Genomic DNA, 14,174 nt, shown 5'->3' with positions numbered 1-14,174 from the left:
CCTTTCCGTGACAAAAAACAGACGATTCTCGGGCATCGGCCTGTAGGCGCTCGGCCTTCGCTAGCGGCTCGGTCGGGGATCGGCGAGCGCGGCCTGCATCATGGCGCGCACCTGGCTCTCCATCAGCCTCGACGTTTCCTTGCGGTTCGAGCCCTTGGAAAAGGCGATGGGCTCGCCGAAATGCACCTCGACGTCAATGGCGCCTTCGGCCATCAGCACCTTGAGATGCGGCATCAGGTCCTGATCGCCGATCCAGGCAGCGAGCGGCCGGTGGCGACGGCCGAGAGGCACGCCGTGCACCCGCGTGTAGGCAATCGCCAGCGGCTGGATGAAGACCTGCTCGGCCGCGCCTTCCGAAATCGCCATCGAGGCGGCGCCGAACAAGGTGCTCTTGAACGGCAGGATGGTGTTGCCGTCGCCGGTAGAGCCCTCGGCAAACAGCACCATGGCGTCGCCCTTGGCCATGCGGCTGGCGATCTCGCTGGCCTGGTCGCCAGCTGTCCGCTTACGCTCGCGTTCGATGAAGACCGTACGCTGCAGTTTCGACAGCCAGCCGATCAGCGGCCATCCCTCCATGTCCGCCCGAGCGATGAAGGTCACATCGGCAAAGGAGCCCAGCACCATGATGTCGGTCCAGGAGATATGGTTCGAGGCGACCAGCAGCGGGCGCTGGCTGGACAGCGCACCTTTGACATGGATGCGCAGGCCGAGCGTCCGGACGATGAGGCTGTGCCAGGCCTTCAGAATGACCGTCTCACGCCAGATTCCAGTCTTCATCGACAGCAGCTGCAAAGGCACAAGGACCAGCGAACCGACGACAACGAGGCCCAGCGCCAGGAAAATCCTGATTTTTCCGATCATGCAGCTTGGCCCTGCCCCAAAACTTTGGCTAGCGAAGATCGCGGCGCATGACAAGCGCGCCGGTAGGACCGTGTTCGGTAGAGCGGTAATAATTGGCGCGGTGGCCGACCTGGCGGAAGCCCAGCCGCCGGTAGAGGGCGATGGCAGCGACATTGGTCTCGTCGACCTCAAGGAACAGCGCCTCGGCGCGCTGCGCATGCAATTCGCGCAGTACGGCGTCCATCAATTGCCAGCCGAGCCCCTGGCGGCGATGCGAGCGCGCCACCGCCACGGTCAGAATCTCGCCCTCGCCGGCTGCAAGCCTGGCCAGCACGAAGCCGACCGGCGGCTTGGCGCCCTGGCCGATTTCGCGCGCGGCATAGCCGAACACCGTTTCCTGTTCGAGCAACGCGGCGAACTCGCCATCGGTCCAGGGCCGGACGAAATCCTCGCGGTGCAGCACCGACGCTGCCGGGCTGTCGGCGATGGTCAGCGGCTCGAGCGCATAGTCCCTGCGGCGCGGCTGGAGGAAAGGGATGCGCATCACTTTTCCTGCCTCAACAGGATGAACCCGGCCTGCGCCTTGGCATCGGCGCCGCGCAGATAGAGTGGCTTCGGCTTGTCGCCCTCGCCTTTTGCAGCGGCGAGCCGGGCGTAGACGGCAATGTCGGCGGTGGCAGCCGTCGGGCCGATATCGAAATCGCGACCGGCCGCGGCTGCGATCTGCACGGCGGCCGTGCCGGCAAGCACCGGACGATTGTCCGCCGCCATTCCCGCGGCTTGCGCAAGTGTGGTCACCGCCGGACCATAGCGCAAAATCGCTTCCGCATCGTAAAGCGCGGCATGGATTTCCTCGCGGCCGGCATCGAGAGCGGCCAGGACCGGGCGGCCGGGAAATGCCGCCCTCGCCTCGGCCGCCAGCGCCTCCAGTGTCGTTACCCCGATCGCCGGGATCTTCAGCGCCAGCGCCAGGCCGCGCGCCGCCGAGACGCCCACCCGCAGGCCGGTGAAGGAACCCGGACCGATGGAAACCGCAACGGCGCCAAGGCCGGCATAATCGGTGCCGTCCGCTTTCAGCGCTTCGTCAATGACAGCCATCAGGTGTTCGGCATGGCCTTTGCCGAGATCGAGTACCGAGCGGCCAAGTTCTCTGCCGCCCGATGCGTCATAGACGCAAGCGGCGCAGAGATTGGCGGCACAGTCGATGGCGAGCAGTTTCATGGGCGACCGGTTCGAAAAACAGTCTCCCTCTGCCCGCCACGGCGCGCCGCCGCAAGAGCCAGCGCGTAAATTGTTAAGTGGCTTCGCTTCGGTGCAGGCCGGACGGCTTACGCCGCCGGCGCGATGCGCAGCATGTGGTTGTCCCAGACATAGTCGGGCTCGGAGCGCGTCGCGCCGCTGCCTTCGATGATTTCGCCGGCACCCGTGGTTGCCATGAAGCCCGGGCCGTCGGGCGCCAGGCCGCAGACCTCGACCAGCGCCTTGGTGGCGACGATCTTGCCGCTGGCGGCGTCGATGACGGCCAGCGAATTGCCTTCCGGCGAAGACACCGCGACCGTGCCGGCAATCGGGTTGGCGGCGACCGAGCCGATGTAATTCCGGAAGCCGGATAGCACGTCCTGCGGCATGTCGAGCAGCTGCAGCCCCTTGCCGCGCGTGGCGCGGCCGACCAGCGGTGGCCGCTCGGTGCCCGGCCCGCGGTACTGGCAGCCGAACCAGATGGTGCCTGTGGGGTCGGCATCCATGTGGCGAATCGACAGCTGGTGCAGAGCCGGCGGCAGTTCGTGCTTTTCGATGAGATCGCCGGTTGTGCGATCGACCAGCACATAGGACGGCTTCATGGTGGCGATGTTGAGCTCGGCGCGGCCATAGTCGGGATGGGTCTCGATGCCGCCATTGGCGATGGCGATCGTCCGGCCGTCTCCGACCAGCAAGAGCTCATGCGGCCCCATGCCATAGGTCGGAAACTCGCCGATGCGGCTGAACTTGGCCCGTGCGTCGTAGATCCCGACGACGCCGGCGGCATTGTCGAAATTGTTTTCGGTGGCGTAAAGCAGCGCGCCGTCGGTGGAAAACACACCGTGGCCGAAGAAATGCCGACCGGTGATGCTGGCGATGGTCAGCGGCGGCTCGCGGCCGGCATGGTCGAAGACCACGGCGAAGGTGCCGGGTTGCCGGGCGAAGACCACGGAGCGCTTCGAGACCGGATCGAAGGTGACGTCGTGGCCACGGTCGGGCAGGTCGATCGCATGCAATACTTTTCCGGCTTCCGACAACACAGCGGCGCCAAAGCTGCCGTCGCGCTTGACGAAGGCGGTGGCAAAGACGGCATCGGCGGCAAGCGTGTCCGCCCAGGCCCGCGGCGCCATTGACGCGACGAAGCCGGCGCCGGCAGCTCTGAGAAAATCGCGGCGGTCCATCAGCGGCGTGCGTGTCGCAACCATTGGTCAGTCCCCGTCCAGTGACGAAAAGCCGGCGGTCAGGCCGAACTCGGCGGTTAGCCGGGTGCCGATCAAGCCCGACAGGCTGGAGGTGATCAGCGCGAAATGTTCGAGTTTTCCGCGCTCCGCGGGATCGGCGAGCGTCTTGTCGATCCGACCCTGGATGGATTTGGCAGTGGCAACGCCATTGATGAGCTGGATATGGATGGATTCCGCCATCCATCTGCTATCCTCGGGCAGCGCGTCGCCGAGCTTCGAGGCCTGGAACAGCGCATCAATGCCGGAGAGATTGCCGGCTAATGAAAGGCCGGTGTTTTGCGAGCGCCAGTAGATCGCTTGCCTCGGCTTGTCACCCTGCGGTTTGGCGCCGAGAAAACCTTTGAGGCGCACGTCGCGGACCATTTCCAGCTCGTTGATGAAGACGCCGACCAGTTCGGTCACCGCTTCGGTGCCGTCGCGGTAAAGCGCATTGTCGGGTCCAGGATTAGCCCACAAGGCTGCAAAACCGTCCGGTTTTTTCCAGGCCGCGTCGACATCGGCCGCCATGGTCTCGATGTTCTTGGCGACTGCCGCGCCATAGGCGCAGCGATAGGGCTCGTCCTTGCCGACGAGCGTCTCGGCGCCGTCGCCGTAAAGCACGAACTCAAGCGCCCCTAATCCCTGCATCGCGACACTCTTGCCCGCCAGCTGCGCCGGATCGGTGGCGGTCGGATCCTTGCCGGCCAGCGCCGCCTGCACCTGCTTCAGGCCGATGCTCTTTCGGTCCGGCCAGTAGAGCATGCGCTCCAGCCGGTTGTTCTCCTTGATTGGCCCGAAGCCGATGATTTCAGCCGACGACCAGGCTGCGACCGTGGCCGAGAATCCGGCATGCGCGGCATCGAGGTTGCCCTGCGACGGCGCCTGGCAGAGCGCGTCCATGGCCTTCGCCAAGGTGCCGGCATGGCCATGCAGGCTGGCATAGGCGGGGCGGACAAATCCGTCGATCGCTCTTTGGATCACGTCGGAGGCTTTCACCGAGGCCGATGCCGGGGACGCACCGAACAGAGCCAATGGGAGGAGTAGAACAGGCAAAACCCGCTTGAGCATCAGAATGACTCCAGGAATTTGATGAGAGCATCGCGGTCGGCCGTATTGGCGGCGGCAAAGCGATCGCGCGCCTTCTGCCCCTCGCCACCATGCCACAGGATCGCTTCGGTAAGCGTGCGCGCACGCCCGTCATGCAGGAAGAAAGCGTTGCCGTTGACGGTCTTTGTCAGGCCGATGCCCCATAGCGGCGGGGTGCGCCATTCACTGCCCGTGGCATCGCCCACCGCCTGGCCGTCGGCAAGGCCAGGCCCCATGTCGTGCAGCAGAAAGTCGGAATAGGGCCAGATCAGTTGGAACGCCTGCGCCTTGTTCCCGCGCATGGTGACGAATTTCGGCGTATGGCAGGCAATGCAGCCCATCTCGTAGAACAGCTTCTTGCCGGCGAGCACGGCGGGTGCGCCGACATCGCGCCGCGCCGGCACCGCAAGGTTCTGCGAATAGAAGGTGACGAGGTCCATCACCGGTGGTGGCGCCTCGATCGGGCCAAGCCGCTTCTGCACGCCGTTCGGCATGTCGAGGCAGGCCTTTTCAGCCGCGGTGCAATCGCCCCAGTGACTGGGCTCTTCCGGCGTCGAAATGCCGATATCGCCGGCAAAGGCGTCCGCCGCCTGCTGGCGGATCGACGCGGTCTGGGCCTTCCAACCGAAGCGGCCAAGCGTCAGTTGCCCACTGCTGAGGTCACGCACCATGTTGGGCTTGCCGGAAATGCCGTCGCGGTCGCCGGGATCGGCATGGGCAAGGATGTCGGCCGGCGCGATCTGTTCGATCAGGCCAAGGCCGATCATTGGCGGCGTCAGGCGCGGCGACAGCGTGGTGCGCGAGTCAAGCGGGCCGTAGCCAAGCCCGTCGACCGAATAGCTCGGCTTGCGCAGCCAAACCACGCTGCCGTCGCCGAGCGTGACCTTTTCCTCGCGATAATGGACATACATGCGGCCTTCGCCCTTGAGGCCGGGCACCGCCAGTTCCTGCAACTGCGTGCCGTAGACCGGATCGGGGAAGTTCAGCACCTTGTGCGCGGCGATCTCGGCCTTTTCCTCGGCCGTGCTCGCATCGCGCGCCAGCCGCAGGAACATCGACGTGGTGCGGCTGTCGGCGGCCGGCGGGCGGCCGCGGCCATCCTTCAAATGGCAATTCTGGCAGGCGCGCTCGTTGAACAGGGGTCCGAGACCGTCCGAGGCCTGGGTCGAGGATGGCGACGACACCCAGTTCTTGCGGAAAAGCGCATTGCCGAGCTTGAAATTGCCCTGTTCCTCGAAGGTAATGTTTTCAGACGGTTGCGAGAAGGCGTCGCGGTCGACCTGCTTGCGCGACGTGCCGGCGCCGCCTTGCATCGTTTCGAAGGATTCGGGCTTGGAGAAATCATGGGTTGGCCTGGTAACGGCAAGGACGCGGGACCGGTCCTTCGGCGTCAGGTCGGTGCGGCTCGTGGCGAGGCCGACCGGTTCCGACGATCCGGCCAGGGCCGGGGCCAAAATTGCCGCCAGGATTACAACCGAAAGCCCACGAAACGCCTGGCATCGCGGGTTTTTGAGGAGCAGCGGGCCGTTAGCCCGCCCCAAGCGGCGCAGAATATCTAGGGGGCGCCGCATTCCTGCATGGTCCTATTCCGCCTCGTCCGCCGATGCGGCGTTGAGCTGGCCGTATTTTTCCTCACCGATCGAGGCAAGGAGGTCGAGCTGCGTCTCGAGGAAGTCGATGTGACCTTCCTCATCCGCCAGCAATTCCTCGAACAGCTTCATCGTCACGTAGTCGCCGGCTTCGTTGCAGATCTCGCGCGAACGCTTGTAGGCGGTGCGTGCGTCATATTCGCCGGCGAGATCGGATTCGAGCACTTCCTTGACGTTCTGGCCGATGCGCAACGGCGCCACGGACTGCAAATTGGGATGCCCTTCGAGGAAGATGATACGGGCCACCAGCCGGTCGGCATGGTGCATCTCCTCGATCGATTCGGCGCGTTCCTTCTTTGCCAGCTTGGCATATCCCCAATCTTCGAGCAGGCGGAAATGCACCCAGTATTGATTGACGGCGCCAAGCTCCAGGAACAGAGCCTCGTTAAGCCGCTCGATGATCTGCGGTTCGCCTTTCATGGATTCTGCTCCCATATTGGACGCGCAGGCCTCTGACGCGATCCAGGTGTGAAACGATGTCCACGCCGCTCGCCTCCGAACGGGCGTGGTAATTTTCGGTGACCCGAATGATCGTTTCGACCACATTCGGGAAGCAGCCGCAACAGCGACCGCGCTTTTGCATCGTGTGATAGACCTTCGCCGGCACGATCAGTTGCCAGGGGTCCTGATCCAGCAGATCGACGATCGTCTGCTCAATCTCCTTTTCGGTGATGATGTTGCAATGGCAGATCAGCATGGATTGGCTCTGGCTGACGGCGCCCCTCCGCGCCGTTTGGCTGGTGGTACTTCTTAGTTGAGCATGACCTTTTCCGAAAACCGGCTTCCACTTTTCGGGGTCATGCTCGCGGCTACTTGAACACCTTGTCCGGTGCGTCGAGGCTGTCGGACCCCTCGAAGGCTATGTTGTTCAGCTTCAGCGCGCCGACGGCGCGTTCGATCGACTTGGTCTGGTCGACCAGCGCGTCGATTGCCGCCTGCACGGTAGCATTGCCTTCGGTGTTGCCCTCGGCGATCTGCTGGTCGTAGGCCTCGCCGGCCACTCCCCGCGCCTTGATCGCCTCCATCTTGGCGACCGAGACATCGAGCTTGTCGGACAGTTCCTTGTCGATCGCCGGATCGGCCGCCTTGACCATATCGTGCACCGACGGGCCTGAAACGACGGTGCCGTCGATGCGCGTGTAGCTGGCGAGATAGGCGGCGCGGATGCCGATAGCGTCATAGAGATGCGAGTTGTAGGTATTATCCGAGAAGCAGTCGTGCTCCTCTTCGGGATCGTGCAGCAGCAGGCCGAGTTTCATGCGCTCCCCGGCCAGTTCGCCGTAGGACAGCGAGCCCATGCCGGTGAAGATCACCGAGATAGCGGTGTTCGGCTGGCCATCGACGAGGTTCTTGCGGGCGGCGCCGTCTTCCTTCCAGTTGCCGACCATCTCCTGCAGGTCGGAGACCAGAAGATCGCTGGCCGACTTCAGATACTCGGCCCGGCGATCGCAATTGCCGCCGGTGCAGTTCTTGAGGTCGTAGTCGGTGTACGGACGCTCGCCGGCGCCCGGGCCGGTGCCGTGCAAATCCTGGCCCCAGAGCAGGAATTCGATGGCGTGATAACCGGTGGCGACATTGGCCTCGATGCCGCCGGCCTCCTGCAGCGTGCCGGAGAGGAATTCCGGCGTCAGCCTGGAGGCGTCGACCTTCTTGCCGTTGATGTCGATTTCCTTGTTGGCGATGACATTGGCGGTGTAGAGCGCGTTGGCGTCGGACTCGGTGCCGTAGCTCTTGGCGACGTAGTCGATCAGCCCTTCGTCCAGCGGCCAGGAGTTCACCTTGCCTTCCCAGTCGTCGACGATCTTGTTGCCGAAGCGGTAGACCTCGGTCTGCTGGTAGGGCACGCGCGACGCCTTCCAGGCATCGCGGGCGGCATTCAGCGTGTCCGCCGACGGGTTGGCAAGCAGCGCGTCGACAGCCTTGTCGAGCGCCTGCGCCGTGGTCAGCGAATCCTCGTACTTGGCCAGCGCGATGTCGGAATAGGTCTTGATGACCGCCTTGGCATTGATCTCCGCCGCTTTGGCCGGCAGGATGAAAACCGCCGCCGTCAACATAGCCGTGGCACCGATCGCAGCCAGCCTGCCGCCATATCGCGCTGTCATCATCATTCTCCAGTTCAAAGGGAATTCGGTAAAAGGCGCGCGTGCCAAACGGTGCCAAGACATAGGCATGCCATAGGTCACGACAGATGCCGCGCCGCTCTGCGGCTCACGGAAGAAAGACACCAAATGCCTCCAATCGAACGGGTTCAAGGCCCAAACATCAAAGGGATGCGCTGACGCGCGAGCCTCCATAAAACGATGGCGAGGCCGGAAGTCAACTGGTGAGCCTTAGAAAATTCAATTGAAACAACAGTTTAGAATTATTCTAAACTATGACTGTCAACTTTAAATCGTATAGCCAGCAGCCAAGATGAGAGACGGCGCGATTGACAAGCGACCGTTCCGGGTGCGACCCGGACAATCGCCATCTGGCGGAACGGCTCACAATCAAAGCATGATGTCGTCCGAAAACCGCTTCACACTTTTCGGCATCATGCTCCAGATTTGAAACAGGAATTCGGTTTGCGATGAAGAACGGGGTCGTCATTCTCGGTGCGGGTCATGCGGGCGTGCAAGCGGCCGCCAGCCTGCGCGAGGAAGGCCATGACGGACCGGTCATCCTGATCGGCGACGAAACCGATCTGCCCTATCACAAGCCACCGCTGTCGAAGACCTTCATCAAGGACGCCGATGCCAAGCCGCAACCCTTGCGCGGCGAGGCCTTTTACACCGGCAGCGCCATCGACTTCAGGCCGGGCGTCCGAATCGACAGCATCGATACGGCAGGCCGCAAGCTGGACATAGCAGGCGGCGGCGTGCTGCCGTTCGACCGGCTCATCCTGGCCACCGGTTCGCGGCCGCGGCTCCTGCCGCGGCCGGGCGCCGCCCGCTCGGGCGTGCTGTCGCTGCGCTCGATCGCCGATGCGCGGCTGATCCGCCAGCTCAGCGCCCAAAGCGAAGACGTGGTCATCCTCGGCGGCGGCTTCATCGGGCTGGAGATCGCGGCAACGCTGAGGGCCGCCGGCCGCAACGTCATCGTGGTCGAGGCCGTCGACCGGCTGCTTGGCCGGGCGGTAGCGCCGGTGGTGGCGAGCCATGTCCGCCAGCGGCTGGAGGCGATTGGCGTGCGTATCCTCACCGGCACCACCATTGCCAGGTTGGAAGGCGAAAACGGCCATGTCTGCGCCGCCATCACCTCCACCGGCGAAAGGCTGCCCGCGCGCATGGTCATCGTCGGCATCGGCGCCGTGCCGAATGTCGAACTTGCGCAGGCTGCCGGACTGACTGTCGCCAATGGCATCCGCGTCGACCAACAGATGCGCACCTCAGTGCCTGATATTCTGGCCATCGGCGACGCCGCTTCCTACCGCCACTGGTCGACCGGCGGCGACGTGCGGCTGGAATCGGTGCAGAACGCCACCGACCAGGCGCGGCTTGCCGCACGCACGATCACCGGCCATACGGACGCCTATGCGGCGGTGCCGTGGTTCTGGTCTGACATCGGCGACATGAAACTGCAGATGGTCGGGCTGACCTCGGGCGGCGACAGCCATGTCGTGCTGGGCGACCTCGCTGAGAACAAGTTCTCGATCTACCACTATGCTGGAAGCCGGCTGCTCGGCATCGAATCCGTCAACAGGCCGGGCGACCATATGCTGGGCCGCAAGATGCTCGGGGCCGGGTTTTCGCCGATGGCGCAGACGATTGCTGAGGGACCTGACGGGCTGAAGGCTGCACTGGCAGCGTTCCAGCAGGATGAGCCGGCACGGGCTGCGGGCTAGACGCACTTACCCTCCCCCTTGTGGGGAGGGTCGCTACGAAGCAGCGGGGTTGGGGTCGGCGCGAGGCCCCCCACCCGGACCTGCGGTCCGACCTCCCCACAAGGGGGAGGTAGGGTTTGCGCTAGGCAGCGCAGACTTCGCGGATCGAGCTTTCCAGAATGTCGAGCGCCTCGTTCATGACATTGTCCTGGATGGTGATCGGAGCCAGGAAACGGATGACGTTGCCGTAGACGCCGCAGGTCAGCAGGATCAGCCCCTTGTCGAGCGCCTTCAGCCGGATCGCATTGGCGATCTCGGCCGACGGCAGGCCCTTCTTGACGTCGTTGAACTCGACCGCGTTCATGAAGCCGAGACCCCTGATGTCGACAATCTCGGGCACATCGTCGCGGATCGACTGCAGCCGCTGTTTCAGCCGGGCGCCCAGCGTATTGGCGCGGTCGCACAGCTTTTCGTCCTCGATTACGTCGAGCACGGCGTGTGCTGCGGCGACACCGATCGGGCTGCCGCCATAGGTGCCGCCGAGCCCGCCAGGACCGGGCGCATCCATGATCTCGGCGCGGCCGGTGACCGCCGCCAGCGGGAAGCCGCCGGCCAGGCTCTTCGCCATGGTGGTAATGTCGGCCGCGACCTCATGATGATCCATGGCGAACATCTTGCCGGTGCGGGCAAAGCCGGTCTGCACCTCATCGGCGATCAGCAGCATGCCGTGCTGGTCGCAGAGCTTGCGCAGCGCCGTCAGGAATTCGCGCGGCGCGTCGTAGAAGCCGCCCTCGCCCTGGACCGGCTCGATGATGATGGCGGCAACGCGAGCCGGATCGACATCAGCCTTGAAAAGTCTGTCGAGCGCGGCAAGCGAATCGGCAACCGACACGCCATGCAGCGGCACCGGGAAGGGCGCGTGGTAGACGTCGCCCGGCATGGCGCCGAAGCCGACCTTGTAGGGCACGACCTTGCCGGTCAGCGCCATGCCCATGAAGGTGCGGCCGTGGAAGCCGCCGGCAAAGGCGATGACGGCTTGGCGGCCAGTGGCGTTGCGGGCGATCTTGATGGCGTTCTCGACGGCTTCAGCGCCCGTGGTGACGAAGATGGTCTTCTTCTCGAACTTGCCGGGCAGCATGCCGTTCAGCCGTTCGGCCAGCCGCACATAGCTCTCATAGGGCACGACCTGGTGGCAGGTATGGGTGAAGCGGTCGAGCTGTGCCTTGACCGCCTCGATCACCCTGGGATGGCGGTGGCCAGTGTTGACGACGGCGATACCGGAGGAGAAATCGATGTATCGGCGGCCTTCTACATCCCAGATCTCCGAATTCTCGGCGCGGTCGGCATAGATCTGCGTCGTCATGCCGACGCCGCGCGAGATCGACTGGTTCTTGCGCTCGGAAATGGCTGCGTTCTTCATTTCGTCCCTCATCGGGCCGACGCCCGTTCTCGTTAGATGAATGCCAAGGCCTCTTCTGACCTTATTTCACGTTTTCCTCAAGTCGGCACCGCCGCCGGGCGATTGGGCCTGTCATCGATGCGGGCCACTTCGACAGACCGGTCTTAACCAGCCGACCGATACACGTACGGGGCAGTCCGTGACAGCTCACCCGTCACCGGGAACGGCGAAGCGATCCCGCTCGCGGCAGTGGCGACTTCCGCTACGACCTCGAACAGCCGACGGTGTGGCGGCGCAACCGCATCCCGACGATCACCGTTCGCGCAGGCCTCGTTGGCGACGTGCTGCCGGCCACCGTCGTCAACGAATTGAAGCCGTCGGTCGACGCCTTCATCGCCAAACTGCCGCCCGGCTATTCCGTTGCAACCGCCGGCTCGGTCGAGGAAAGCGCCAAAAGCCAGGGACCGATCGCAGCGGTGGTGCCGCTGATGCTGTTCGTGATGGCGACCATCCTGATGATCCAGTTGCAAAGTTTTCAGCGCCTGTTCCTGGTCGTGGCGGGGGCGCCGCGCGGCCTGTTCGGCGGGGTCGCGGCCCTGGTGCCGAGGGGCGCACCGCTCGGCTTCGTCGCCATTCTGGGCGTCCTGACGCTGATCGGCATCCTGATCCGCAACTCGATGATCCTGATAGTGCAGATCGAGGATCTGGTGGCCGAGGGCCAAGACCGCTGGGAAGCCGTAGCGAAGCGACCGAGCACCGCATGCGGCCGATCGCGCTGACGGCCGCGGCCGCCAGCCTGGCGCTGATCCCGATCGCGCGCGAAGTGTTCTGGGGCCCGATGGCATACGCCATGATGGGCGGCATCATCGCCGGCGATCACGCTGCTGTTCCTGCCGGCGCTTTATGTGACGTGGTTCAGGATCAAGGAGCCTAAGCAGGGGGACGAACCATCTGTTCCAGAGAACGGCGAACTGGCGCAAAGCTCGACTTAGCCCTCCTGCATCACTCGTTGTCGTTGGAGGGTACAGGGAGTGATTTAGCGCGCTGCCAGGGCGACAATTTTGAACTGCGCCAAGCATGCCAGCCTTTTGGCAAATCGGCCAATTCCAGGATGCTCTCATCCCGCTGAACCACATTCTGGAGGCTGACGAGCATTATCTCGGGTTCATCTCGATTTTGCTTGTCGTTGCTATGAAATTGCCAACTGCCACCCTCATCGTTGTGGTTATCGTCGTCATCACCTTCGTGCACAACGTATGCGATCCAGTCACCACGTTTAAATATGCTTCTGTCCGACAACACCGCGACATTGGGTGGGTCTTCGAACGTCCATTCCGCCATAGGAAACCCCAGATTCAAGCGGTCCGCACAAACCCCTCGCTCGCCCTCAACAGATTGCGCGTATAATCCTTCTCTACGCGATGCCCGATCAGCTGGCTCGCGGTGAGATTTTCCACCGCTTCGCCGTTCTGCATCACCATTAGGCGCTCGCACATATGGGTGATGATGGCGAGGTCGTGGCTGACCATCAGGAAGGTCAGCTTGCGCCGACGGCGAACCTCTTCCAGCAGGTTGAGCACTTCCGCCTGCACCGAAGCGTCGAGCGCCGAGGTTGGTTCGTCGAGCAGCAGGATCGACGGTTCGAGGATGAGCGCCCGCGCGATCGCCACGCGCTGACGCTGACCGCCGGAGAGCTGGTGCGCGTAGCGGAAACGGAAACCGTTGCCTAATCCGACCTCGTCGAGGGCGCGCTGGATGCGTTGCTCGCCATCGGCAAAGCCGTGAATGGCGAGCGGTTCCTGTAGCAGGCGGTCGACGGTCTGACGCGGGTGCAGCGAACCATAGGGGTCCTGGAAGACCATCTGCACTTCGCGATAAAAAGCCTTGTCGCGGCGCGCTCCCAGCGTCTTGCCATTGACCGTGATAGTACCGGATGCGACAGGCACCAGGCCGGCAATGGCTTTGAGCAGCGTCGACTTGCCGGAACCGCTCTCGCCGACCAGGCCGAAGGATTCGCCGGACTTCACCTCGAGGTTCGCGCCTTTCAGCGCGCGAAAACGGTCGAACACCACCTCCAGCCCTTCAATCGAAATGGCTGGCGTCATGCCGCCCACTCCGGCTTGCGGTCGAGCACCGGCAGCGGGTGGCGTTCGTAACCGATCCTGGGCATGCAGTTGAGCAGGCCGCGCGTGTAGGGATGCTGGGCGTCGCGCAGCTCCGACGCCTTGAGCTGCTCGACCACCTTGCCGGCATACATGACGATGACGCGGTCGCAGAAGGAGGCGACCAGCCGCAGGTCGTGCGAGATGAAGATCAGGCCCATGCCGCGCTCACTGACCAAGCGGTCGAGGATGCCGAGCACATCGAGCTGCACGGTGACGTCGAGCGCCGAGGTCGGCTCGTCGGCGATCATCAGTTCCGGTCCGGCGATCAGCATCATTGCGATCATGGCGCGCTGGCCCATCCCGCCGGACACCTCGTGCGGATGCAGGTCGAAGACACGCGAGGGATCGCGGATCTGCACAGCTTCCAGCATGGCCAGCGCCCGCTCGCGCGCTTCGGCCTTGGAGACCTTTTCATGCGTGCGCAGCGTCTCGACGATCTGGCGGCCGATGCTCATCACAGGGTCGAGCGAATATTTCGGATCCTGCAGGATCATGGCGATGCGTTTGCCGCGCAGCGCCCGGCGCTGACGGGCCGGTATGGCCAGAAGGTCGATGCCGTCGAGGGCGAGCTTCTTGGCCGACACCAGAGCCTGCGGCGGCGTCAGGCCCATGATGGCGCGGCCGGTCTGCGACTTGCCGGAGCCGCTTTCACCGACAATGCCCAGCCGCTCTCGGCCAAGCGAAAAAGTGACGCCGCGCACCGCCTGGATGAGGCCGGTCCGAGTCGGGAAGGTGACGCGCAGGTCGTCGACATCGAGAAGTGCACCGCTCATT

14 protein-coding genes and 1 pseudogene are annotated in these 14,174 nt (G+C 64.0%); 2 read left to right on the top strand and 13 right to left on the bottom strand.

Annotation, left to right across the window (positions count from 1 at the left end; genetic code table 11):
- Window positions 1-60: 60 nt before the first annotated feature.
- From olsA to NKH35_RS02735, 9 genes are all read right to left on the bottom strand, one after another.
- Entirely contained in the window at window positions 61-861 is an 801-nt protein-coding gene (gene olsA, locus NKH35_RS02775) for a lyso-ornithine lipid O-acyltransferase (protein WP_352913305.1), read from the bottom strand.
- Window positions 862-889: 28 nt separating this feature from the next.
- Window positions 890-1,384 (bottom strand): ribosomal protein S18-alanine N-acetyltransferase, encoded by a 495-nt coding sequence (rimI, locus tag NKH35_RS02770; protein ID WP_023669542.1) that lies wholly within the window; start codon window positions 1,382-1,384, stop codon window positions 890-892.
- Window positions 1,384-2,061: a tRNA (adenosine(37)-N6)-threonylcarbamoyltransferase complex dimerization subunit type 1 TsaB gene (gene tsaB / locus NKH35_RS02765; protein WP_023669541.1), complete on the bottom strand. Its 678-nt coding sequence runs from the start codon at window positions 2,059-2,061 to the stop codon at window positions 1,384-1,386. Before tsaB ends, rimI begins: the two co-directional genes overlap by 1 nt.
- Window positions 2,062-2,168: 107 nt before the next feature.
- The gene (locus NKH35_RS02760) at window positions 2,169-3,284 is read right to left on the bottom strand and encodes a DUF1513 domain-containing protein (RefSeq protein ID WP_023821523.1); all 1,116 of its coding nucleotides are present in this window, start codon (window positions 3,282-3,284) and stop codon (window positions 2,169-2,171) included.
- Window positions 3,285-3,287: 3 nt separating this feature from the next.
- The gene (locus NKH35_RS02755; protein ID WP_023821522.1) at window positions 3,288-4,367 is read right to left on the bottom strand and encodes an imelysin family protein; all 1,080 of its coding nucleotides are present in this window, start codon (window positions 4,365-4,367) and stop codon (window positions 3,288-3,290) included.
- Entirely contained in the window at window positions 4,367-5,956 is a 1,590-nt protein-coding gene (locus NKH35_RS02750; protein WP_352913303.1) for a di-heme oxidoreductase family protein, read from the bottom strand. Before NKH35_RS02750 ends, NKH35_RS02755 begins: the two co-directional genes overlap by 1 nt.
- 12 nt (window positions 5,957-5,968) lie before the next feature.
- Window positions 5,969-6,454, bottom strand: coding sequence for a bacterioferritin (gene bfr / locus NKH35_RS02745; protein ID WP_023669537.1), 486 nt, complete (start codon window positions 6,452-6,454; stop codon window positions 5,969-5,971).
- The gene (locus NKH35_RS02740; protein WP_023751927.1) at window positions 6,420-6,731 is read right to left on the bottom strand and encodes a (2Fe-2S)-binding protein; all 312 of its coding nucleotides are present in this window, start codon (window positions 6,729-6,731) and stop codon (window positions 6,420-6,422) included. The genes bfr and NKH35_RS02740 overlap by 35 nt, the downstream gene beginning before the upstream one ends.
- Before the next feature lie 112 nt (window positions 6,732-6,843).
- Window positions 6,844-8,136, bottom strand: a complete 1,293-nt coding sequence (locus NKH35_RS02735) for an imelysin family protein (RefSeq protein ID WP_352913301.1) — start codon at window positions 8,134-8,136, stop codon at window positions 6,844-6,846.
- A 467-nt stretch (window positions 8,137-8,603) separates the two neighbouring features.
- On the opposite strand from NKH35_RS02735, the gene NKH35_RS02730 reads away from it, so the two are divergent.
- Window positions 8,604-9,857 (top strand): NAD(P)/FAD-dependent oxidoreductase, encoded by a 1,254-nt coding sequence (locus NKH35_RS02730; protein WP_352913299.1) that lies wholly within the window; start codon window positions 8,604-8,606, stop codon window positions 9,855-9,857.
- A 121-nt stretch (window positions 9,858-9,978) separates the two neighbouring features.
- On the opposite strand, the gene NKH35_RS02725 is transcribed toward NKH35_RS02730, so the two are convergent.
- Window positions 9,979-11,256, bottom strand: a complete 1,278-nt coding sequence (locus tag NKH35_RS02725; RefSeq protein ID WP_352913297.1) for a 4-aminobutyrate--2-oxoglutarate transaminase — start codon at window positions 11,254-11,256, stop codon at window positions 9,979-9,981.
- A gap of 195 nt (window positions 11,257-11,451) precedes the next feature.
- Here NKH35_RS02725 and NKH35_RS02720 point away from each other — a divergent pair.
- A pseudogene (locus tag NKH35_RS02720) lies at window positions 11,452-12,227 on the top strand (efflux RND transporter permease subunit); the annotation flags it as partial.
- 10 nt (window positions 12,228-12,237) lie between these two features.
- On the opposite strand, the gene NKH35_RS02715 reads toward NKH35_RS02720, so the two are convergent.
- Genes NKH35_RS02715 through NKH35_RS02705 form a run of 3 tightly spaced genes read right to left on the bottom strand, consistent with a single transcriptional unit; the run spans window position 12,238 to window position 14,173 of the window.
- The gene (locus NKH35_RS02715) at window positions 12,238-12,576 is read right to left on the bottom strand and encodes a hypothetical protein (RefSeq protein WP_023732454.1); all 339 of its coding nucleotides are present in this window, start codon (window positions 12,574-12,576) and stop codon (window positions 12,238-12,240) included.
- Between the two features lie 14 nt (window positions 12,577-12,590).
- Entirely contained in the window at window positions 12,591-13,340 is a 750-nt protein-coding gene (locus NKH35_RS02710; protein ID WP_023682022.1) for an ABC transporter ATP-binding protein, read from the bottom strand.
- Window positions 13,337-14,173: an ABC transporter ATP-binding protein gene (locus NKH35_RS02705; protein ID WP_023682023.1), complete on the bottom strand. Its 837-nt coding sequence runs from the start codon at window positions 14,171-14,173 to the stop codon at window positions 13,337-13,339. Before NKH35_RS02705 ends, NKH35_RS02710 begins: the two co-directional genes overlap by 4 nt.
- Window position 14,174: the final 1 nt, after the last annotated feature.

Source organism: Mesorhizobium sp. M1143 (assembly GCF_040318435.1).
Lineage (GTDB): Bacteria > Pseudomonadota > Alphaproteobacteria > Rhizobiales > Rhizobiaceae > Mesorhizobium.
Note: the sequence above shows the minus strand (reverse complement) of the source record. Positions and strands in the feature narration are given on the sequence as shown.